The organism is Aquibacillus halophilus, assembly GCF_009649745.1.
Classification (GTDB): Bacteria; Bacillota; Bacilli; order Bacillales; family Amphibacillaceae; genus Aquibacillus; species Aquibacillus halophilus.
The window spans coordinates 41,875-62,500 of record NZ_WJNG01000019.1 but is presented as its reverse complement, the minus strand read 5'-3'; the positions used below and the strand labels follow the sequence as shown (position 1 = coordinate 62,500).

The window sequence follows — 20,626 nt, the reverse complement described above, 5'->3', positions numbered from 1 at the left end:
CATCGTTCACGCGGCGTTGCTCCGTCAGACTTTCGTCCATTGCGGAAGATTCCCTACTGCTGCCTCCCGTAGGAGTCTGGGCCGTGTCTCAGTCCCAGTGTGGCCGATCACCCTCTCAGGTCGGCTACGCATCGTCGCCTTGGTAGGCCATTACCCTACCAACTAGCTAATGCGCCGCGGGCCCATCTGTAAGTGACAGCTCGTAAAAGCCGCCTTTCAACTTTTCCCCATGCAGGAGAAAGTGTTATCCGGTATTAGCTCCGGTTTCCCGAAGTNCTGCCTCCCGTAGGAGTCTGGGCCGTGTCTCAGTCCCAGTGTGGCCGATCACCCTCTCAGGTCGGCTACGCATCGTCGCCTTGGTAGGCCATTACCCTACCAACTAGCTAATGCGCCGCGGGCCCATCTGTAAGTGACAGCTCGTAAAAGCCGCCTTTCAACTTTTCCCCACGCAGGAGAAAGTGTTATCCGGTATTAGCTCCGGTTTCCCGAAGTTATCCCAGTCTTACAGGTAGGTTGCCCACGTGTTACTCACCCGTCCGCCGCTCATTCCACAAGCGTCACCCCGAAGGGATCTACTTGNTACCCTACCAACTAGCTAATGCGCCGCGGGCCCATCTGTAAGTGACAGCTCGTAAAAGCCGCCTTTCAACTTTTCCCCATGCAGGAGAAAGTGTTATCCGGTATTAGCTCCGGTTTCCCGAAGTTATCCCAGTCTTACAGGTAGGTTGCCCACGTGTTACTCACCCGTCCGCCGCTCATTCCACAAGCGTCACCCCGAAGGGATCTACTTGTTTCCTGCGCTCGACTTGCATGTATTAGGCACGCCGCCAGCGTTCGTCCTGAGCCAAGATCAAACTCTCCATAAAGTTTATGAGCTTGATTGCTCGTTCAAAAAACTAGCTTAATTTCTTACTTCACATACTGGTTGTTTCGTTCAGTTTTCAAGGATCAATGTAATTGCCGTCGTTTTGGCGACAAGATATAATATACCATTTTATTTAGTTAATGTCAACACCGTTTTTCAAAAAACATATTTGGTATTTCGTTAAAATCTATTAACTATTTACTTGGCAACAAAAAATAATATAGCACACCCTGAATTCTTTATCAAGGGTTATATCAAAAAAACCTGTATGAACAAACAATTAATTAATCTCATCTATATTAATTCAACATTAAAATAGACAAACGAGATAAAAACTGCTCAACAGGTCTTAAAGATTATTTATTCTTAATTTTTTTTGGCATGTACTTTAGACACTCTTTCTCGTTAGCAACTCTTCGAAATAGCTGAAATAAAATCCGATACCGTTTAAACATTGCAACTTTCACCATTCTGTCTATACGATTATCATCCAAATCCATAAGTAACTCTTCTAATTCACGTTTAATTAGGTATTCTATTTCTTGTTGTTCTATGTCATTTACTAGCAAACCGATCATTAGATCACTCCCGTTAAAAATCACCTTTTTATTATTGCCAATCTCAATTTTTTTATTAGTTATTCGTATTTATAATAACTAACGATTCATATTGGACAAACCCAAACATAAAATATAGCAAGTCCTAAAAGGAGGAAGAGCGATGCAACATTTTTATGTTCTTAGAATCAAAAATTGGAAGCGATGGGGACTCCTAGTTACCGCAGCTTTATTCTCTGCCGTATTTCTATGGGTTGAAGTAGAAAGTTCATTCTCAGTCTTTTCAACTGAGGAAAATCCTGCAGCCCTCAGTAAAGGGAGTGAGAAAGACCCTAATATTGCATTAACCTTTAATGTGAGTTGGGGAAACGAAAAAATAGAGCCCACATTGGAACAGTTAAAAAAGCATCAAATTAAAGCTACATTCTTTGTGAGTGGAGAATGGGCTGAACGACATCCGGATTTAGTAAAGAAAATTAAAGATGATAACCATGAAATAGGAATGATGGGGTATCGTTACAAAAATTATGTCGAACAAGAATTAGAACAGGTAAGAAAAGACCTTATATACGCAAAAGAAATCTTTAACAAACTTGGTTATCCTGATACAAAGCTTTTAAGAACTCCAAGTGGGCACTTTAATCCTGAAATTTTAGAATTAGCTGAATCTCAGGGATATAAAGTGATTCATTGGAATGTTAATCCTCAGGATTGGAAGAATCCTGGAGAACAGCAAATAATTGATCATGTAATGTCAAATACAAAGAACGGGGATATAATTCTTCTCCACGCTTCTGACTCTGTAAAACAAACTCCCGAAGCATTAGAAATCATTCTACCTGGCCTTAAGAATAAGGGATTTGAATATGTAACAATATCAGAGCTTATTTCAAGGGCAGAATCCGATGAAAAAGTGGTTGAGTAATATATAAAAGGAAAGGCACTTCCTTATAGAAGGAAATGCCTTTTTTGCTCTTAAGTAAGTTCGTTGTCAGACTTATTTTTCTTATCTGTAATCCTATGTAATATCAGTAACTGATAGGTATTACAAGACAGCAAAGATATAATCATTAACCAAGTATAATCACTTCCAGCTGAACGTAATCCAGGAACCCATTCAATAGAAGTAACGACTATCATAAAAAACAAAGCAGGAACAAATGCCTTTCTATTCGTTTCTTTTGCTTTAATACCTGAAATTATCCAACCATAAACAAATAGGGCAACAGCAACTAGTAGATATGGGATAATAGATGTCTCACCATCTGCAGATCTATATCTAAAGTACACTAAATCAAAAAGCGTAAATGCTATAAGAAGGATTTGAATCGGGATCCAGAAGCTTCTGAATGTACTCAAACCAAACTGATTAATAGTTAAATATGCAAAGAAACCCATTTGGCTAACCAAGCTAAAAACAAAACCCAAGGCTACGAAAAATAAAAATAAGCCAAATACCTCGAACAAATCAAAGGGTTGCAAAAATTCTTTATATGATTCCGATTTCACAAAAAAACTAGTAATTAGCGTAGAACTTGCTCCGATAAGCAGCGTTGTAAAAAATAAACGTACTAAATTTCGACTACCCACAATTATGTATTCCTCCTATACTTATATCCCCAAAAGGGAAAGGCCACCAATTAATGTGAATGTTTGAATTCACTCTAGTTGATATGCATATTTAAAATGTAGATCTAATCGCTTAAAACAAAAAGTTTATCCTTTCGTATTTTAACATGAAAATTTGCTTTTTTCCTTTCTAATACATATTTTTTCTTCTGATTCCCATATTAAATGTATAGAACTCGATGGTTCTTTTCCTTCATAACCAGATATATTTGTTTGGTTGAAATTGATGATTGTCAAGTCTTTGTTATATCTATTTAAGAAAATCTCTTTTCTGATAACATAAGGAAAGCAAATGAGGAGTTGTGTCTAAATTGCGTAATCTAATTCCATTTGCATTAATCAGTTTCTCCTTACTTATTTTAAGTTCCTGTGCAGGAAATGGTGGAACGAATGGAGAACAAGCAAATTACGATGAAACTAAGAAGATGGTAACCGATATATTGAAAACCGATGAGGGTAAGAAAGCTATTACAGATGTGTTAGCTGATGAGGAAATGCAAAAAACATTTGTAATTGAATCAAAAACAGTGGAGGAATCTGTCAGTAAAACATTAACGTCAGAGGAAGGTAAAGAGTTTTGGAAGAAAATGTTTGAGGATCCAAAATTTGTTGAGTCTTTTGCCAAAACCATTCAAACCCAGCAAGAGGATGTTATAAAAGGGTTGATGAGTGACTCAGAATACCAAAAGAAAATGCTCGAGTTGTTCCAAAACCCCGAAATGGAAGAGCAGATGTTAACTGTAATCACTAGCCAAAAATTCCGGGAACATTTAGAAAAAACTATCCAGGAAACAATGGATTCACCACTATTTAAAGCTAAAATGACCGATATTATTTTGAAAGCTGCAGAAGAAATGAAACCCGCCGGGGAATCTGGCGGTGGTGGAGGTGAAGAAGGTGGTGCTGGTGGAGCCGAAGGTGGCGGAGAAGGAAGTTAATTTCTTGTGAAAATAAAACGGAGCAGAACTCATAATCGAGTTCTGCTCCGTTGGGTTTATTCATATTTAGCTATAATTTTTGCCGCTATTTTTCTATACTCTTTTCCATTTGGATGATCCTCTTGATATACAGATGGAGCAAATACTCCTTCTTCTTCGTAAGGTTGTTGCAAAGATAACTGACCAATTACCTTAGTCTGCAAAGCTTCCGCCAGCTTCTCTCCTCCGCCTTTTCCAAATACAAATTCCTTTTCACCTGTCAATTGACTTTCAAAATAAGCCATATTTTCAACAACACCCAATATCTCATGATCTGTTGTCAAAGCCATTTGACCTGCACGAGCTGCTACAAAAGCCGCTGTAGGATGAGGTGTTGTTACAATTACTTCTTTTGATGAAGGAATCATGTTATGAACATCGAGTGCGACATCCCCTGTACCTGGTGGTAAATCTAAAAGCAGATAATCTAAATCGCCCCATTCTACTTCTTTGAAAAAACTAGTTAACATTTTCCCTAGTCTAGGTCCTCTCCAAATAACTGGAGAGTTGTCCTCTACGAAGAATCCCATTGATATTATTTTTACACCAAACCGTTCAACCGGAACAATTCTATTTCCTCTTAATTTCGGGCGTTCTTCAACACCCATCATATCCGGGATACTAAATCCATATATATCTGCATCTATAATACCAACCTTTTTCCCGAGACGAGCGAGAGCTACCGCTAAGTTAACCGTAACAGTCGACTTCCCAACTCCACCTTTTCCACTTGCTACAGCAATGAATTTTGTATCAGTTTGTCCGTTTAATAAAGAAGGATCCTTGTCCGAAGTTGGTTGAAATTCAGCAATGATTTCATCTGATAATTGGCTGAATCGCAGGCCTACTGTAGCAGCACCGGCTTTTTTTAAAACATTTACGACAGTTTGCTGTAATTGCATTTGTTCTGCAGTATTAGTTTTTCCGATAGCAAGCTTAACACTTACATGCTTTTTCTCTTCTTTTATCGTAATTTCTTCAATACCGCCAGTTTCTTCAAACGTTTTATGTAAAAACGGATCCTTTATTGGGTTTAATAGTTCTATAACTTGTTCCTTTGTTAACAAAATAAGTCACCTTCCCTTAATTGTGTTGTTACTAATTATCGCTAGTATAACACAATCTCTATCGATAATTAGTGATTTAGGTCATAAGGGGGACTCCTAGACATTTAGTCTGTTGTCTCTTCAGTTACATAACGTAGAATACCTTCATAGATACTACCTGCAATCTTTCTTTGGTACTCCCTTGTTTTCAAAAGTTCGCGTTCATGAGAATTGGACAAGAAGCCTATCTCAACTAATGCACCAGGAGATTCCGCATGTTTTAAAATATACATCCCATTTAAAGCTAACGCTTCCCTAGTAGTGTTTTCTAGGTTCCTTATAATTTCTGCTTGTATAAATTTTGCCAAGCTCTTACTCTCTGCTAAAGACGGATAGTAAAAAGTTTGTGCACCGTGCCACTGAGTTGAGGATAAAGCGTTAAGATGAACACTCACAAAAAAATCAGCTTCTTTTGCTTTAATAAATTCAACTCGCTTACGAATATCTTCTGATTTTCTTCGAGACAATCCCTTCGTATCTTCCGCGGCTAAATCTTGATCAGTTTCTCTTGTTAAATAGACCAAGGCACCTGCTTGTTGTAGGTAATCTCTTAGTTGCTTAGATACATCAAGAGCTATATCTTTTTCTAAAGTCCCATCAGCACCAACCGCTCCACCATCAGGTGCGCCATGTCCTGGATCTAATACAATTACCTTACCTGATAAAGGTAAGGACCATGTCTCCCATGAATCTGCAGTTTTTTGAATAGGATATTGAATAAGGACCACTAGAAGGACGGCACCAATAATCCAACTGGCTATTTTAAAAGACTGACTCATCTACGTCTCCCCCCATGCACATTCCTGTTTTAACTATATGGGACAAGTAATTGATTTATGACTAGTTTGTTGTGCTCATAAATGAAATGGAATCACTTGAACTATTGAGATTTTACAATCAGCCATCCTTTCAAATTGACGAAAGGTACAATTTTATAAATTGCTATATACTTTAATTGAACAAAAGTTTGGGATTACCAATTAGAGTTTCAGGATACAACCTTTATCTATAACAGTGAAACTAATAGTAAAAATGTATTTGTCGAAATCTACTAACAATCTAAGTTATATGGAAACTAAAGTAGTTGAAAAAGCATTTGATCAAAAAAACTACCCATAATGCTATCACCTATTATAAATACAATGAGAGAGACGGCTATAATGGTAAGAATTACACCATAATAGACATCCAAGCCAACCGAAGAGTCTTCCATTACAGAAAAAATGGTTAAAAAACTGGAAACAAAGAACAAGCAAACCGCAATTCCAAACAGAATAAAACTGAACGTTGTAGCAGAAATAAAATAAAATAGAATAGCAAGTAAAATCAACACTACCGGAATAACAATAAATACTCCTAACCGAACCATCACTTGTATATAATTTGTTTTTACTCGCATTATTTTTGCTATCCCATAGATAACCCCTGTGTACACTGCAAGATACAGAATTATAAAAAAGAACAACGTCACAACAACGAAGATAAATGGTATCTCTCCAAGTCCAAAGAAGAACGTATTAGAAAAACTTTTGGACATAAAGTATATAAATAAAGATAGAGTTAAAGCAAAAAGGATATGAATTATAATCACACTAATTAAATCAGCCTCAGTTACCTTTCTACTTGCTTTCATCGGGCCCTTAACACTTTTTGAGACGAACCCAAAAAATTTCTGCATAACTGTGTTTCCTTTTTCGAGAAACTCATTATTTTCAATTCCCCCGTCAGTCACCACCATCTCAGCTTGAACAGAGGATTCCTGATCATTTTGCGCCTGCATCCGACTATCATCTTTAGCCTCAATAGAACCTAATTTCGCACCACATTCACCACAAAATCTAGCATTTTTATCAATAGTAGAACCACATTGTGTACAATACATTTAATATCTCCCCTTTAATAGTTTTCCTATAGTTACATGTATGTAAGTAATCCTCGCTGTATAACTAAAATAGGACAAGTTTTTAATATTAGAGGTCAAATATTAAATCGCCAACGGCAATCTCTTAAACAACAAAACAAAAAGTAACTTAGATAATCAAGGTTTGATTCATCGTGGTTTTTTTAACAGAAAAGACTCTCAACCAATTGGTTGAGAGTCTTTAAATATAAACATATTAACGTTTTGAGAACTGTGGTGCACGACGAGCGCCTTTAAGACCGTATTTCTTACGCTCTTTCATACGTGAATCACGAGTTAGGTATCCAGCGCGCTTCAATGTAGCACGGTATTCAGGATCCGCTTCTAGCAATGCACGAGCAACTCCGTGGCGGATTGCACCTGCTTGACCAGTGAATCCTCCACCTTCTACAGTTACTAGTAAATCATAGCTTCCTTCTGTCTCTGTTGCAACAAGAGGTTGCTTAATAATCATACGTAGTGTTTCATATGGGAAATAGCTTTCCGCGTCACGTTTGTTTACAGTAATTTGACCTGTACCTGGAACTAAACGTACACGTGCAGTTGAACTTTTACGGCGTCCGGTACCGTAGTATTGTACTTGTGCCACTATTCGTTACCTCCTTTTAATTAACCGCGAAGTTCATATACTTCTGGTTTTTGTGCTTGGTGTGTATGTTCTGGTCCTCTAAATACATGTAATTTCTTAGCCATTTGGCGTCCAAGACTTCCCTTTGGAAGCATACCTTTTACTGTAAGCTCCATCATTTGTTCAGGATATTTTGTACGCATTTCTAAAGCATTACGTGATTTAAGTCCACCTGGGTGACCTGAATGACGATAGTACATTTTGTCATTTAGTTTGTTTCCAGTTAGTTCAATTTTTTCAGCATTAATGATGATTACGTGATCACCAGTGTCTACATGTGGTGTATATGTTGGTTTATGCTTTCCGCGAAGGATTGAAGCAATCTCACTAGACAAACGACCTAGTGTTTGACCTTCAGCATCAACAACAAGCCACTTGCGCTCAATATTATTTTCATTCGCCATGAAAGTTGTGTGCATATCTGTTAACCTCCTGTATATCAATAATTCATTTTCTTCATCAACAACAAATTCAATTTAACTAAACCATGCGAGTACAAAGCTCACAAAAGCCTATTCTGACTATATTCTAACACGAATTAACTTTCCGGGGCCAATCGTGGTATAGAAATAAATTGCCATAGACCATCTTATAACAAATAGGTGCAACTTGTCAATAGAAATGTTACACCAGGATGCGTTGTATTTTGAAATATAATACCTAAAGGGTTACATTGTCATATGAAAATAGATGATAACCATTTTATTACTCTAGTTATTATAGACTACATCCCACAAAAATAAACCTTGTGCAGGTGCTGTCCTACCAGCATCTCCGCGATTTTTTGCATCAAGTATGCGTTTTATATCAGTTATCGGTCTATCATGCTTGCCAATCTCTATTAGAGTGCCTGCCAGAATACGCACCATATTATATAAAAAACCATTTCCTTTTACTATAAATACAATTCTATTTCCTTCCTGATAACAAGTAGCGTGATAAATAGTTCGAATTTTATCTCCCTTAACACCTGAGTTTGCTGCACAAAAAGAAGTAAAGTCATGTTCACCTTTCATTGACTCACACGCTCTTATCATCGCCTCTACATCCAACTGTTTAATAACATGACAGGTATAGTTCCTAGTAAAAACATCGTGTTCTCTTTTGTTTAAGATAAAGTAACGATATTCTTTTTCACGTACGTTATAACGTGCGTGAAATTCCTGGGCTACTTCTTCTGAATCAATCACTCGTATATCATCAGGAAGTACTGCATTTAAAGCTCTTGGCCAGTTTTTGATTGGGATATTCAGCCATGTGTCAAAATGGATAACCTGTCCCTTAGCGTGTACGCCTGCATCTGTTCTACCAGAAGCAATAATTCGAATAACTTCATCCTTGTGTAATTTTGATAAAGCTTTTTCAAACTCTTGTTGGACTGTTCTGCCATTTGGTTGCACCTGATATCCTGAAAAATGCGTGCCATCATAACTAATTGTACATTTGATACGATTCACAGGACGTTCACCTCTTCTTATGATCGAGTAAGAAATAATCCTATAATGATTAAAATAAATAGGAGTGCGGTATATCTATCTCTATTTACTATCCTTAATTCTCTAAGTTTAGTTCTTCCCTCTCCACCTTGGTACCCACGGGCTTCCATCGCCATTGCAAGCTCCTCAGCACGTTTAAAAGCACTAACAAACAAAGGAACTAATAATGGAACAATCGCTTGGACTCTATCTTTAATCGGGCCCGTTTTAAAATCAACCCCTCGTGATGCCTGTGCTTTTGAGATCTTTTCCGTTTCCTGCATCAGTGTCGGAATGAAACGTAACGATATTGACATCATTAATGCTAATTCATGAACTGGAAATTTTATCCGTTTTAAAGGGTGTAGCAAACTTTCAATTGCATCTGTAATTTCTATTGGACTTGTTGTTAACGTAAGTAACGAGGTAACTAAGATCAACAGAAAAAAACGCAAAGAAATTTCCGAACCTTGAATAACTGCTCCAGAGTATATTGGGAAAGATAAAACCTCAAACAAGACCTCGCCTTCCCTCGTCACAATTAGATGAAGAAAAAACGTAAATACAATTAGGAACCAAACGGGGGTTAATCCTTTAAATATATAAGATAGCTTAATTCTAGTTACTATTGCACTTATAATTGAAAACGCCGTTAAAAGGCCATAACTAGCTGCCGAATTAGCAAAGAATACAAAAATAACAAAAAAGAAAATAATCATAATTTTTGTTCGCGGATCTAAGCGGTGTATTAAAGATTCACCGGGGACGTACTGACCAATAATAAAAGCATTATTCAATGCTATCAGCCCCCTTTATTATTGAATGTAATTCATTTGCTATTTCATTTAGACCCTGACCATGATAAGTCAAGCGCACCCCAAACTTTTTTTCCACTTTAAATAGAAACTGGATTACCTCAGGAACGTCTAACTGTACTTTGTTTAGCTCCTTTTTCTTAACAAACACTTCTTCAGGTTTGCCCTCCATGTATTTGGTGCCATGGTCCAATATAATAACGTGATCGGCATAATGAAGTGCGTCCTCCATACTATGAGTAACTAAAATTGTAGTTAGTTGCTTTTGTTGGTGCAATTGATAAAACATATCCATTACTTCTGTTTGGCCCCGAGGATCTAATCCAGCAGTAGGTTCATCTAACACTAAAACCTCAGGATTCATTGCTAATACTCCTGCAATTGCAACTCTTCTCATCTGACCACCACTAAGATCAAACGGTGATCGTTCTAATAGAGGCTCTGGGAGCCCGACTGCTTTAATAGCCTCAAGCGTACGCCTCGAAATCTCTTCTGAATCCACCCCGAAATTAGAAGGACCAAACGCAATATCTTTTGCGACAGTTTCCTCAAATAATTGATGCTCTGGATATTGAAAAACTACTCCCACCCGACGTCTTAATTCCTTCATTTGTTTTAGCTTCTTTTCTGATGAAAGTTGGAATCCACCTATTGTTACCTGTCCAATTGTTGGACGAAGCAAGCCGTTTAGATGTTGAATTAATGTTGATTTCCCTGATCCAGTATGACCAACGATTGCAACAAATGATCCCGAAGAAATTTTAAAGGATAGACCATGAATAGCTCTATGTTCGAAGGGCGTATTTGGTTGATAGGTATAACTTACATTTTTGAATGATATGTCCATAGTTCCTCCAAAAGTTCCTCATGACTTAACGGGTGATTGTTAAATACTAAGCCTATTGAAATTAGTTCATCTGCTAACTTAGAAATAAATGGCGTGTCTAGGCCGATTCTACGCAGCTCTTCTTTTTTTGTAAAGACTTCTCTAGGTGTTGCTTCTAGCCATACTTGACCTTCATTCATTACTATTACACGATCAGCTAAAGTAATTTCGTTTAAATCGTGAGTAATGGTTACAAGGGCTAGGTCAAGTTTATCTTGTACTTCAGTTATTGTTCTCATAATTTCTAATTTACCTTTAGGATCTAGCATTGCGGTGGCCTCATCTAGAATAACAACCTTTGGTGATATAGCCAGAATACTTGCTATTGCAACCCTTTGTTTTTGCCCCCCAGATAGACGATGAGGTTCGTGAAGGAAATAGTCATTCATTGCTACAGCAGTTAAACTTGTATTAATTCGGTCGATCATCTCTTGTCTCGGAATCCCTCTATTTTCTAATCCAAATGCAACATCGTCTCTAACAGTAGTACCCACAAACTGATTATCAGGGTTTTGAAAAACCATGCCAACATTCTTTCTTACATCCCAAATAGAATCTTGATTAACATGAACACCATCAACAAATATTTCACCTTCTTGCGGGAATAGCAAACCATTGATTAACTTGGCAATTGTCGATTTACCTGAACCATTGTGTCCTATGATTGCAACCCATTCATCGGGATAAATAACAAAACTTACATCCTTTAGAACCCAGGGCTGCTCTTCTCCATAACGAAATGATACATTACGAAATTCAATAAAACTTTCTCTCATCTGTCTCCCCCTCAGCTCAACTCTACTAGTAAAAATATTTCCCCGGCAATAATATATTAACTCAAATATCTAACTCTCTTTAATAAAAATAGTTCATTTTATCATAAAAGCACCACTATATCATAAGTGTGCTTTTTGAAATACGTAAGATTATAAATTTACTAATCAGAAGAAATAAATTTAGAAATAAGGTCGTAGCACCGATCGATCATAAAGTGTTTTCCCTCAATAAAATACATACTATACTATTCTTGAAAGGATTTAAACCTTATCTCTATCATTTAACGGTTTATCATTATAATCGAGACTTAATTTTATCACAGTTCTTAGAGGAATTAACATTGGGGTATAAAAATAAGATAACTAATACCTTTACTACTTATTTTCAAATAATAAAATACAGAATGCACAACTTGTTTGATTAAGAAATGAAAACAATAATCCAATTCTTTTCAAAATCTTTTTCCTATTATAAATCATATAATAACAACTCTAATAAATTTGAAAAGAGAAACTTGCCCTCTGGCAAGTTTCTCTTTGTTAATGTTCATATTATAGTCGCTATTTTAATGATAGAACAAAAAAGGGCTGGGATTCACCTCACGGAAGAGATTCTGTCCTGCCCTTCAAGCTATCAAACCGTAATTAAACTAGCTCAATAATCGCCATATCCGCTCCGTCACCACGACGCGGTCCTAATTTAAGAACGCGAGTATAACCGCCTTGGCGCTCATCATAGCGAGCAGCTATGTCAGTGAATAATTTTTGTATTACATCTTCATTTTCATTAGCTTCAGCATTATATAGAAATGATGCTGCTTGACGACGCGCATGAAGATCACCGCGCTTACCAAGTGTGATCATTTTCTCGACAACAGAACGAAGCTCTTTAGCCTTTGCTTCTGTTGTTTCAAGTCGTTCATGAATAATCAAGTCAGTGGCAAGGCTACGGAGTAACGCCATACGTTGGTCTGTTGTACGACCTAGTTTTCTAGCCATGGATTATCCCTCCCTTTTTCGGAATATCTTAAGGTGTCTATTCTATCAATCGTCTTTTCGTAAACCTAATCCAAGATCCTCGAGTTTGTGTTTAACTTCCTCAAGAGATTTTCGGCCAAGGTTACGTACTTTCATCATATCTTCTTCAGACTTATGAGCAAGCTCTTGAACAGTGTTGATTCCAGCACGTTTTAGACAGTTGTAAGAACGAACCGATAAGTCAAGTTCTTCAATTGTCATTTCAAGAACTTTTTCTTTTTGGTCTTCTTCTTTTTCAATCATAATTTCAGCATGTTGAGCCTCGTCTGTTAATCCAACGAAAATGTTTAAATGCTCAGTATAAATTTTTGCTCCTAATGAAATAGCTTCTTCAGGTCTTATGCTTCCATCTGTCCATACATCAAAGGTTAATTTATCAAAATTAGCGACTTGACCCACACGGGTATTCTCTACTTGATAAGTAACTCTAGATACTGGAGTGAAGATAGAATCAACAGGAATAACACCGATTGGCTGATCATCATGGTTGTTTGATTCGGCAGGTCGGTATCCTCGACCACGTTCTGCAGTAATCTTCATGTGTAAATTAGCATTGCTACCTAAAGTGGCAATGTGAAGATCTGGATTTAAAATCTCTACATCACTATCATACGTAATGTCAGCGGCCGTAACTTTTCCTTCTCCCTGAACATCTATCTCCAGAGTCTTCTCTTCTTCAGAATAAATCTTCAGAGCTAGTTTTTTAAGATTAAGAATAATAGTTGTAACATCTTCTACTACTCCTTCAATCGTTGAAAACTCATGAAGCGCTCCATCAATTTGTACTGATGTTACTGCAGCTCCTGGAAGTGAGGATAGAAGGATACGACGCAAGGAGTTACCTAGTGTAGTACCATATCCACGTTCTAGCGGTTCTACGACGAATTTACCAAAAGTTCCATCATCGCTAACCTCAACCGTTTCAATCTTTGGTTTTTCAATTTCAATCATTAATTAAAACCCTCCTTCAAAACGTCGAAACCCCGGTTAGACTCTTGTCTAACCGAAATCCCTCAGGTAGGCAGTTCCCGTTTCTGCACTATGCATTCGTATTCTTCTGTCATATGCGATGCTGACTGTGGTGTTCAAAACTTTAATCTATTGATTGCGTTTTGTTCCCCAATACTTTTAGCTATCATAACCCATTATAGACAGGGTGACAAATTATATACGGACAAATTAAACTCGGCGACGTTTTGGCGGGCGGCAACCATTGTGAGGAACTGGAGTTACGTCAACAATCGCTGTAACTTCCAAACCTGCTGCTTGAAGAGAACGAATAGCTGCTTCACGTCCGGCACCAGGGCCTTTAACAGTTACTTCTAGAGTTTTCAAACCATGCTCCATAGCTGATTTTGCAGCTGATTCAGCTGCCATTTGTGCAGCGAAAGGAGTAGACTTACGAGATCCTCTAAAACCTAGAGCTCCAGCACTGCTCCAAGCTATTACGTTACCTTGAACATCAGTTACAGTAACAATAGTGTTGTTGAAAGTTGAACGAATATGCGCTATACCAATGTCAATATTCTTTTTCACACGACGTTTACGTGTATTTGTTTTACGAGCCATTAATTAACTAACCTCCTTTTAACTTATTTTTTCTTGTTAGCCATTGTTTTACGTGGACCTTTACGAGTACGAGAGTTGTTTTTAGTTTTTTGACCACGAACTGGTAAACCTCTACGGTGTCGAACTCCACGATATGAGCCGATCTCGATTAGACGTTTAATGTTAAGAGATACTTCACGGCGAAGGTCACCTTCGACCTCATGCTTCTCGATTGCTTGACGAATATTTGCTAATTCGTCTTCTGTTAAATCACGAACACGAGTATCCTCAGAAACACCAGCTTCTTTTAATACTTCTTGTGCAGTTGATTTTCCAATACCAAAAACATAAGTAAGGGAAATAACCACACGCTTATCACGAGGAATATCTATACCTGAAATACGTGCCATTAAGTTCTTGCACCTCCTTGATAATTATCCTTGTTTTTGTTTGTGCTTAGGGTTTTCACAGATTACCATTACTTTGCCTTTACGGCGGATTACTTTACATTTTTCACATATTGGTTTTACAGATGGTCTTACCTTCATCATCCATACCTCCTTTTGTATCGGAGCTTTCAATTATTTGTATCGGTACGTTATACGACCTCTTGTTAAATCATAAGGGGAAAGTTCAACCGTCACCTTATCTCCAGGTAAAATTCGAATAAAATGCATACGGATTTTACCAGAAACATGAGCTAAAACGGTATGACCATTCTCTAATTCAACTTTAAACATTGCATTAGGTAGCGTGTCAGTGACGGTACCTTCTACTTCAATTGCATCGTCTTTCGCCATCGAGTTGATCTCCCTTCTTCAAATCAGTCACTACTTCATTGACAAATTTTGATATAGCAAAACGCAACTTACCATTTGTTACGCGACCAGTTTCTAGAAGGCTGTTTTGGACTTCTGGAGAAATGTAATTTAGCAATTCAATATGATGCCTGTTTTTTTTCTTCGGTCGATCATATTTTCTTTTTTCTCCATCGGCTAGCAAGACAAATCGATCATCAACAATTTGGATGACAATAGCAAATTGACCTGCTTCTCGTCCCTGTAAGATTTGAACAACTTGACCTATTCGCGGACTCGACTCCGTATCATTCAACCACGATCACCTTCACTTAGGCTATTGTTAAGATTTTATAACCTTCTTCTGTAATGGCTATTGTATGTTCATAATGAGCACACACCTTGCCATCTTGGGTAACAACCGTCCAATCATCCGAAACAGTCTTTACATACCGTTCTCCTGCGTTAACCATTGGTTCAATGGCCCCTTATCAGGAGGACCATAGTGAGGAATAGTAGGATTTTCATGGAGCTCAGTGCTCCGTGAACTGCATATTCTCTTACTATGCTAAACCCCTTATCTTCCAGATAGCACTGAATGGCATGTGATATATTCGAAAGGCGGAAACCTGGTTTTGCTTGTTCAAGACCTTTATATAAAGAAGTCTTTGTTACTTCTAATAATTCCTCTGTAATTCTATCATTCGTTCCTACTGGATATATCCAAGCAAAATCACCATGATAGGAATTGTACTTAGCTCCGATATCAATACTAATAATGTCACGGCTATTTAGCCGGTGATTACTCGGAATACCATGTACAAGTTCTTCATTAACAGAGGTGCAAATACTACCACGGAATCCATTATAACCTTTAAACGAAGGAATTGCATCCATACTGCGAATGAATTTCGCAGCAATGTTATCCAATTCTTCTTTAGTTATATCTGGATGAATGTATGGCTTAAGCTTTTGATGTGTCATCGCAAGTTTTTTGCCAGCTACACTCATAATTTAAATTTTTCGTGGTGTCTTAGATATAATCATTTAGATAATTCGCCAAGCTTACTATCTATATCCTGGAATACTTGGTCGATATCTTGATCACCATTAATAGTGAACAGATACCCTTTATCGCGATAGAAGTATAACATTGGTTGTGATTGCTCAAGGTTAACTTCTAAACGCTTTTGTACTGTTTCAGGTGTATCATCTTTTCTTTGAATCAATTCCGCACCATCTTTATCGCATAGACCCTCTTCTTTAGGAGGATTATACAGTACATGATACGTAGATCCACACTTAGGACAAATACGACGCCCTGTTAATCTCTCGACAAGCTGTTCTTGAGGCACGTTGACATGAAGAACATAATCTAATGATTCATTCATCTCAGTCAATAGATTTTCTAAAGCTTCTGCTTGTGCAACGGTTCTTGGAAAACCATCAAGTAGAAAACCCTTTTGACAATCATCCATGCTCAGACGCTCTTTAACAATTCCTATAGTTACCTCATCAGGAACAAGTTCACCTTGATCCATAAAAGCTTTTGCTTTTTTACCGAGTTCCGTTCCTTCTTTGATAGCTAAACGGAACATATCCCCTGTCGAGATGTGAGGGATCTGATATTTTTCTACTATCCTTTCTGCCTGTGTGCCTTTTCCAGCACCAGGGAGACCCATAAGGATTAAATTCAATGAATTTCCCCTCGCTCTCATTTGTTCATCAATCACCTTAAAAGTAGCTACTACTACTTAATAAAACCTTTATAATGTCGTTTAACCAGCTGACTTTCAAGTTGCTTCATTGTCTGTAATGCCACCCCTACAACGATTAACAAACTAGTACCACCAATTTGTACAGCTTGAGGTAAGTTTGCCAAGCTTCCTAGGATTAGAGGTAAAACAGATACAGCAGCTAGAAAGATCGATCCAACAAAGGTTAAACGGTACATAACACGAGTAAGATACGTTTCAGTATTTTTCCCTGGACGAATACCCGGGATATATCCACCTTGTTTTTTCAGGTTTTCAGCCATTTGTTCAGGATTTACTTGAATGAATGTATAGAAATAGGTAAAGGCAATAATTAATGCCACATAGATTACCATTCCTATAGGCTGTGTATAATCAAAAACATTAGATATTACACCTGCAATATTATTGCCTTCAAAAAATCCAGCAATTGTTCTAGGTGCGATAATGAAAGAAATTGCAAAGATTACCGGGATTACCCCAGCAGCGTTTACCTTTAATGGTAAATGAGTAGAGTGACCACCAACTGGTGAACGGTTGACTAATCTTTTTGCATATTGAATTGGAATCTTACGCAATGCTTGTTGGATGAATATAACACCAACAACAACTGCAAGAACAACCAATATAATAAGTGCAACAATAACGATATTGATAAACAATTCGTCACCAACATTACCACCGAAATATTGTTCATATAACTGATTAACACCATTTGGTATTGCAGCAACGATACCAGCAAAAATCAAGATTGAGATACCATTTCCTACACCATTGCCTGTTATTTGTTCACCTAACCACATCAAGAATGCAGTTCCACTTGTTAATACGATCGCAATAACAAAGAATTTTCCAACACCAGGGTCAGTAATTAATTGTCCGCCAGTAATGGCATTAAAGCCAATCGACATACCAATTGCTTGAATAAAAGCAAGAATAACTGTGAAATAACGGGTAAACTGAGCTAATTTACGACGCCCAACTTCCCCTTCTCTTTTCCACTCTGCAAATTTTTCTACTACATCCATTTGTAATAATTGCATAATAATAGATGCAGTGATATAAGGCATGATACCCATCGCAAAGATAGAGAAGTTTTGAAGGGCTCCGCCCCCAAATGTGTTTAGGAAACCAAATACACTTTGATCATTCATAAAATCAATTGCTTCTCTATTAGAGAAAGGTACTGGAATAAAAGTACCTATTCTAAATACAATTAACATTAATAAAGTAAAAATAATTTTTCGTCTTATATCACCTATACGCATGAAATTGGAGATTGTTCGAAACATTAAATCACCTCAGTTTGACCGCCCGCTGCTTCAATAGCCTCTTTAGCTGAAGCAGAGAACTTGTGAGCTTTTACGGTAAGTTTCTTTTCAACATTGCCATTTCCAAGAACTTTAATGCCAGCTTTTAATTTACTTACTACACCTGTTTCAATTAGAAGTTCAGGTGTTACTTCTGTACCTTCTTCAAATCGATTTAAAGCATCTAAATTTACAATCGCGAATTCTCTGCGGTGGATATTAGTAAATCCACGCTTAGGTAGACGCTGAAATAATGGCATTTGTCCACCTTCGAATCCTGGACGAGTTCCTCCACCAGAACGTGAATTTTGACCTTTATGTCCACGTCCTGAAGTTTTACCGTTACCAGAAGACATTCCTCGACCTACACGATTGCGCTCTTTACGAGCTTGTGATGGCTTCAATTCATGAAGTTTCATGCGAGCACCTCCTCTTTTGCGCTTTCGTTTTTATACTTCTTTAACCGTTACTAAGTGTGATACTTTATTAACCATGCCACGAACGACAGGAGTATCTTCACGGACTACTGTTTGACGGATTTTTCTTAATCCAAGAGTCTTAACAGTAGCTTTTTGAATTTCCGATCTACCGATAACACTGCGCGTGAGGGTAATTTCTAACTGTTTAGCCATATTATTTCCCTCCTTATCCTAACAGTTCTTCTACAGACTTTCCACGTAGTTTAGCTATTTCTTCGGCACGCTTCAATTTACTAAGTCCGCTAACTGTAGCACGAACCATGTTAATTGGAGTGTTTGATCCTAATGACTTAGAAAGAATATCACCTACACCAGCAAGCTCTAGTACTGCACGGACAGGTCCGCCAGCAATTACTCCAGTACCTTCTGAAGCTGGTTTCATTAAGATATTACCTGCACCAAATTCACCAATAATCTCATGTGGAATAGTCGTACCAACGATTGGTACCGTTATTAGATTTTTCTTCGCATCATCAATTGCTTTTCTGATTGCCTCTGGTACTTCTTGTGCTTTACCAGTACCAAAACCAACGTGACCATTTTTATCACCAACAACTACTAATGCAGCAAAGCGGAAACGACGTCCACCTTTTACAACTTTAGCTACACGATTAATTGTTACAACGCGTTCTTCTAGATCTAATTTATTCGGGTCAACATGTTTTTGCAAGATATGTCCCTCCTTTAACTATTAAAATTCAAGACCTGCCTCGCGGGCAGCATCTGCTAACGCTTTGACACGTCCGTGGTATAAATAGCCTCCACGGTCAAACACTATGTTCGTGTGTCCATTTTCCTGTGCGCGAGTTGCCAATAATTGGCCAACTTTTGCTGCAGCTTCTAGATTCCCTGTAGAATCAAGATTAAATTCCTTATCTACAGTAGAAGCGCTAGCTAGTGTTTTGCTATTTAAATCATCAATCAGTTGTGCATAGATGTGTTTATTCGAACGGAATACGTTAAGACGTGGACGTTCTGCTGTTCCAAACATGTTTTTACGAACTCGCATATGTCTTTTCTTACGCACCGAATTTTTGTTGGGCTTTGTGATCATCTAGGTCACTCCTTTCTGTTACCTAACTAACCTTACTTAGCTGTTTTACCTTCTTTACGACGTACATGTTCGCCAGCGTAGCGAATACCTTTGCCTTTATACGGCTCTGGTGGACGTATGGCTCTAATGTTTGCAGCAACCGCACCAACCAACTCTTTATCGATTCCTCTTACAATTAATTTTGTATTAGCGGGAACTTCGATTTCGATTCCGTCACGGTGTTCAATTTCTACTGGGTGAGAATAGCCTGCGTTAATAACAACCTTATCACCTTGTTTTAGAGCACGATAACCTACACCTTGAATTTCAAGTGTCTTTTCATATCCTTGGTGAACACCTTCAACCATGTTCCCAATTAAACTTCTAGTTGTACCATGCAAAGCACGGTGTACTTTATTATCACTTGGACGTTCTACAGATAGAACATTGTCTTCGATTTTAATGTGCATATCTTCATGGAAACTACGAGTTAATTCCCCTTTAGGACCTTTTACAGTAACAGTGTTTCCATCAATTTTAACTTCAACACCTTCAGGGATTTCAAGTATCTTTAATCCTATACGAGACATTCAGAGCACCTCCTATCTTAAAAATATTATTACCAGACGTATGCTAGCACTTCGCCGCCCATAGCCTGCTCGCGTGCTTCTTTGTCAGATAATAAACCTTTTGATGTAGAAACAATTGCAATACCAAGGCCATTTAATACTTTAGGAATTTCATCAGCTTTAGCATATACACGTAGTCCTGGCTTACTTATACGTTTCAAACCAGTAATTACTCGTTCTTCATTAACACCATATTTTAGGAATATACGTAATACTCCTTGCTTATTATCTTCAATGAACTCATAATCACGAACAAAACCTTCGCGCTTAAGAATTTCAGCGATTTCTTTTTTAACGTTTGATGCAGGAAGTTCAAGCTTCTCATGACGCACCATGTTAGCGTTACGAATACGAGTAAGCATGTCTGCGATTGGATCAGTCATAACCATTATTCATTACCTCC

Annotated in this window: 28 protein-coding genes, 1 rRNA gene and 1 pseudogene (1 of these 30 cut by a window edge); 2 read left to right on the top strand and 28 right to left on the bottom strand. The window is 37.7% G+C overall.

Annotated elements, in window-relative coordinates; translation table 11 throughout:
• Positions 1 to 866: ribosomal RNA gene (locus GH741_RS19685) — 16S ribosomal RNA — on the bottom strand; it reaches 1,131 nt to the left of the window's first position.
• Between the two features lie 355 nt (positions 867 to 1,221).
• A complete protein-coding gene (locus tag GH741_RS19680) occupies positions 1,222 to 1,443 on the bottom strand; it encodes a hypothetical protein (protein WP_153738472.1) in 222 nt (73 codons plus the stop codon).
• Positions 1,444 to 1,585: 142 nt separating this feature from the next.
• Here GH741_RS19680 and pdaB point away from each other — a divergent pair, with 142 nt between their 5' ends.
• Positions 1,586 to 2,347, top strand: coding sequence for a polysaccharide deacetylase family sporulation protein PdaB (gene pdaB, locus GH741_RS19675; RefSeq protein WP_153738471.1), 762 nt, complete (start codon positions 1,586 to 1,588; stop codon positions 2,345 to 2,347).
• 50 nt (positions 2,348 to 2,397) lie between these two features.
• Here the strand turns inward: pdaB and GH741_RS19670 are convergent, their stop codons facing one another.
• Positions 2,398 to 3,012: a KinB-signaling pathway activation protein gene (locus GH741_RS19670; protein ID WP_338079581.1), complete on the bottom strand. Its 615-nt coding sequence runs from the start codon at positions 3,010 to 3,012 to the stop codon at positions 2,398 to 2,400.
• Positions 3,013 to 3,353: 341 nt separating this feature from the next.
• On the opposite strand from GH741_RS19670, the gene gerD reads away from it, so the two are divergent.
• The gene (gene gerD, locus GH741_RS19665; RefSeq protein WP_338079580.1) at positions 3,354 to 3,989 is read left to right on the top strand and encodes a spore germination lipoprotein GerD; all 636 of its coding nucleotides are present in this window, start codon (positions 3,354 to 3,356) and stop codon (positions 3,987 to 3,989) included.
• Positions 3,990 to 4,045: 56 nt separating this feature from the next.
• Here the strand turns inward: gerD and GH741_RS19660 are convergent, their stop codons facing one another.
• The 25 genes and pseudogenes from GH741_RS19660 to rpsH all read right to left on the bottom strand — a co-directional run bounded on the left by GH741_RS19660 (position 4,046) and on the right by rpsH (position 20,612).
• Positions 4,046 to 5,095: an Mrp/NBP35 family ATP-binding protein gene (locus GH741_RS19660; protein ID WP_153738469.1), complete on the bottom strand. Its 1,050-nt coding sequence runs from the start codon at positions 5,093 to 5,095 to the stop codon at positions 4,046 to 4,048.
• Positions 5,096 to 5,199: 104 nt separating this feature from the next.
• Positions 5,200 to 5,913 (bottom strand): N-acetylmuramoyl-L-alanine amidase CwlD, encoded by a 714-nt coding sequence (gene cwlD / locus GH741_RS19655; protein WP_153738468.1) that lies wholly within the window; start codon positions 5,911 to 5,913, stop codon positions 5,200 to 5,202.
• Between the two features lie 296 nt (positions 5,914 to 6,209).
• Positions 6,210 to 7,016 (bottom strand): zinc ribbon domain-containing protein, encoded by an 807-nt coding sequence (locus GH741_RS19650; protein WP_153738467.1) that lies wholly within the window; start codon positions 7,014 to 7,016, stop codon positions 6,210 to 6,212.
• A 235-nt stretch (positions 7,017 to 7,251) separates the two neighbouring features.
• Positions 7,252 to 7,644: a 30S ribosomal protein S9 gene (gene rpsI / locus GH741_RS19645; protein ID WP_338079579.1), complete on the bottom strand. Its 393-nt coding sequence runs from the start codon at positions 7,642 to 7,644 to the stop codon at positions 7,252 to 7,254.
• 20 nt (positions 7,645 to 7,664) lie between these two features.
• Positions 7,665 to 8,102, bottom strand: coding sequence for a 50S ribosomal protein L13 (rplM, locus tag GH741_RS19640; protein ID WP_153738466.1), 438 nt, complete (start codon positions 8,100 to 8,102; stop codon positions 7,665 to 7,667).
• Positions 8,103 to 8,393: 291 nt separating this feature from the next.
• Entirely contained in the window at positions 8,394 to 9,140 is a 747-nt protein-coding gene (truA, locus tag GH741_RS19635; protein ID WP_338079578.1) for a tRNA pseudouridine(38-40) synthase TruA, read from the bottom strand.
• Positions 9,141 to 9,157: 17 nt separating this feature from the next.
• Positions 9,158 to 9,955: an energy-coupling factor transporter transmembrane component T family protein gene (locus GH741_RS19630; protein WP_153738465.1), complete on the bottom strand. Its 798-nt coding sequence runs from the start codon at positions 9,953 to 9,955 to the stop codon at positions 9,158 to 9,160.
• Positions 9,948 to 10,820 carry an energy-coupling factor ABC transporter ATP-binding protein gene (locus tag GH741_RS19625; RefSeq protein ID WP_153738464.1) on the bottom strand — a complete coding sequence of 291 codons (873 nt, stop codon included), beginning with the start codon at positions 10,818 to 10,820 and terminating at the stop codon, positions 9,948 to 9,950. The genes GH741_RS19630 and GH741_RS19625 overlap by 8 nt, the downstream gene beginning before the upstream one ends.
• Complete coding sequence (locus GH741_RS19620; RefSeq protein WP_153738463.1) at positions 10,796 to 11,635, bottom strand: energy-coupling factor ABC transporter ATP-binding protein; 840 nt, start codon at positions 11,633 to 11,635, stop codon at positions 10,796 to 10,798. Before GH741_RS19620 ends, GH741_RS19625 begins: the two co-directional genes overlap by 25 nt.
• Positions 11,636 to 12,280: 645 nt before the next feature.
• Positions 12,281 to 12,634 (bottom strand): 50S ribosomal protein L17, encoded by a 354-nt coding sequence (gene rplQ / locus GH741_RS19615; protein ID WP_153738462.1) that lies wholly within the window; start codon positions 12,632 to 12,634, stop codon positions 12,281 to 12,283.
• Between the two features lie 45 nt (positions 12,635 to 12,679).
• Positions 12,680 to 13,624 carry a DNA-directed RNA polymerase subunit alpha gene (locus GH741_RS19610; RefSeq protein ID WP_153738461.1) on the bottom strand — a complete coding sequence of 315 codons (945 nt, stop codon included), beginning with the start codon at positions 13,622 to 13,624 and terminating at the stop codon, positions 12,680 to 12,682.
• Positions 13,625 to 13,852: 228 nt separating this feature from the next.
• A complete protein-coding gene (gene rpsK / locus GH741_RS19605; RefSeq protein ID WP_153738460.1) occupies positions 13,853 to 14,242 on the bottom strand; it encodes a 30S ribosomal protein S11 in 390 nt (129 codons plus the stop codon).
• 23 nt (positions 14,243 to 14,265) lie between these two features.
• On the bottom strand, positions 14,266 to 14,631 hold the full coding sequence (gene rpsM, locus GH741_RS19600) for a 30S ribosomal protein S13 (protein WP_153738459.1): 366 nt from the start codon (positions 14,629 to 14,631) through the stop codon (positions 14,266 to 14,268).
• A 24-nt stretch (positions 14,632 to 14,655) separates the two neighbouring features.
• Complete coding sequence (rpmJ, locus tag GH741_RS19595) at positions 14,656 to 14,769, bottom strand: 50S ribosomal protein L36 (RefSeq protein WP_003156543.1); 114 nt, start codon at positions 14,767 to 14,769, stop codon at positions 14,656 to 14,658.
• Between the two features lie 33 nt (positions 14,770 to 14,802).
• On the bottom strand, positions 14,803 to 15,021 hold the full coding sequence (gene infA / locus GH741_RS19590) for a translation initiation factor IF-1 (protein WP_003464670.1): 219 nt from the start codon (positions 15,019 to 15,021) through the stop codon (positions 14,803 to 14,805).
• Positions 14,999 to 15,334, bottom strand: a complete 336-nt coding sequence (locus tag GH741_RS21700; protein ID WP_170287671.1) for a KOW domain-containing RNA-binding protein — start codon at positions 15,332 to 15,334, stop codon at positions 14,999 to 15,001. Before GH741_RS21700 ends, infA begins: the two co-directional genes overlap by 23 nt.
• A 16-nt stretch (positions 15,335 to 15,350) precedes the next feature.
• A pseudogene (map, locus tag GH741_RS19580) lies at positions 15,351 to 16,029 on the bottom strand (type I methionyl aminopeptidase).
• Between the two features lie 32 nt (positions 16,030 to 16,061).
• A complete protein-coding gene (locus GH741_RS19575) occupies positions 16,062 to 16,715 on the bottom strand; it encodes an adenylate kinase (RefSeq protein WP_153738458.1) in 654 nt (217 codons plus the stop codon).
• Positions 16,716 to 16,768: 53 nt separating this feature from the next.
• Entirely contained in the window at positions 16,769 to 18,064 is a 1,296-nt protein-coding gene (gene secY, locus GH741_RS19570) for a preprotein translocase subunit SecY (RefSeq protein WP_153738457.1), read from the bottom strand.
• A complete protein-coding gene (rplO, locus tag GH741_RS19565) occupies positions 18,064 to 18,501 on the bottom strand; it encodes a 50S ribosomal protein L15 (RefSeq protein ID WP_153738456.1) in 438 nt (145 codons plus the stop codon). The genes secY and rplO overlap by 1 nt, the downstream gene beginning before the upstream one ends.
• 30 nt (positions 18,502 to 18,531) lie before the next feature.
• Complete coding sequence (rpmD, locus tag GH741_RS19560) at positions 18,532 to 18,714, bottom strand: 50S ribosomal protein L30 (RefSeq protein ID WP_153738455.1); 183 nt, start codon at positions 18,712 to 18,714, stop codon at positions 18,532 to 18,534.
• A 13-nt stretch (positions 18,715 to 18,727) separates the two neighbouring features.
• Entirely contained in the window at positions 18,728 to 19,231 is a 504-nt protein-coding gene (gene rpsE / locus GH741_RS19555; protein ID WP_153738454.1) for a 30S ribosomal protein S5, read from the bottom strand.
• 21 nt (positions 19,232 to 19,252) lie between these two features.
• Positions 19,253 to 19,615 (bottom strand): 50S ribosomal protein L18, encoded by a 363-nt coding sequence (gene rplR, locus GH741_RS19550; protein ID WP_153738453.1) that lies wholly within the window; start codon positions 19,613 to 19,615, stop codon positions 19,253 to 19,255.
• Between the two features lie 32 nt (positions 19,616 to 19,647).
• A complete protein-coding gene (gene rplF, locus GH741_RS19545; RefSeq protein WP_153738452.1) occupies positions 19,648 to 20,184 on the bottom strand; it encodes a 50S ribosomal protein L6 in 537 nt (178 codons plus the stop codon).
• 29 nt (positions 20,185 to 20,213) lie between these two features.
• Positions 20,214 to 20,612 (bottom strand): 30S ribosomal protein S8, encoded by a 399-nt coding sequence (gene rpsH, locus GH741_RS19540; RefSeq protein ID WP_153738451.1) that lies wholly within the window; start codon positions 20,610 to 20,612, stop codon positions 20,214 to 20,216.
• Positions 20,613 to 20,626: the final 14 nt, after the last annotated feature.

Coding starts and splice junctions, on each gene's coding strand:
- GH741_RS19680 (WP_153738472.1), bottom strand. CDS start 1,443: ATGATCGGTTTGCTAGTAAATGACATAGAACAACAAGAAATAGAATAC.
- pdaB (WP_153738471.1), top strand. CDS start 1,586: ATGCAACATTTTTATGTTCTTAGAATCAAAAATTGGAAGCGATGGGGA.
- cwlD (WP_153738468.1), bottom strand. CDS start 5,913: ATGAGTCAGTCTTTTAAAATAGCCAGTTGGATTATTGGTGCCGTCCTT.
- GH741_RS19650 (WP_153738467.1), bottom strand. CDS start 7,016: ATGTATTGTACACAATGTGGTTCTACTATTGATAAAAATGCTAGATTT.
- rplM (WP_153738466.1), bottom strand. CDS start 8,102: ATGCACACAACTTTCATGGCGAATGAAAATAATATTGAGCGCAAGTGG.
- GH741_RS19625 (WP_153738464.1), bottom strand. CDS start 10,820: ATGGACATATCATTCAAAAATGTAAGTTATACCTATCAACCAAATACG.
- GH741_RS19620 (WP_153738463.1), bottom strand. CDS start 11,635: ATGAGAGAAAGTTTTATTGAATTTCGTAATGTATCATTTCGTTATGGA.
- rplQ (WP_153738462.1), bottom strand. CDS start 12,634: ATGGCTAGAAAACTAGGTCGTACAACAGACCAACGTATGGCGTTACTC.
- GH741_RS19610 (WP_153738461.1), bottom strand. CDS start 13,624: ATGATTGAAATTGAAAAACCAAAGATTGAAACGGTTGAGGTTAGCGAT.
- rpsK (WP_153738460.1), bottom strand. CDS start 14,242: ATGGCTCGTAAAACAAATACACGTAAACGTCGTGTGAAAAAGAATATT.
- rpsM (WP_153738459.1), bottom strand. CDS start 14,631: ATGGCACGTATTTCAGGTATAGATATTCCTCGTGATAAGCGTGTGGTT.
- rpmJ (WP_003156543.1), bottom strand. CDS start 14,769: ATGAAGGTAAGACCATCTGTAAAACCAATATGTGAAAAATGTAAAGTA.
- infA (WP_003464670.1), bottom strand. CDS start 15,021: ATGGCGAAAGACGATGCAATTGAAGTAGAAGGTACCGTCACTGACACG.
- secY (WP_153738457.1), bottom strand. CDS start 18,064: ATGTTTCGAACAATCTCCAATTTCATGCGTATAGGTGATATAAGACGA.
- rplO (WP_153738456.1), bottom strand. CDS start 18,501: ATGAAACTTCATGAATTGAAGCCATCACAAGCTCGTAAAGAGCGCAAT.
- rpmD (WP_153738455.1), bottom strand. CDS start 18,714: ATGGCTAAACAGTTAGAAATTACCCTCACGCGCAGTGTTATCGGTAGA.
- rplR (WP_153738453.1), bottom strand. CDS start 19,615: ATGATCACAAAGCCCAACAAAAATTCGGTGCGTAAGAAAAGACATATG.
- rplF (WP_153738452.1), bottom strand. CDS start 20,184: ATGTCTCGTATAGGATTAAAGATACTTGAAATCCCTGAAGGTGTTGAA.
- rpsH (WP_153738451.1), bottom strand. CDS start 20,612: ATGGTTATGACTGATCCAATCGCAGACATGCTTACTCGTATTCGTAAC.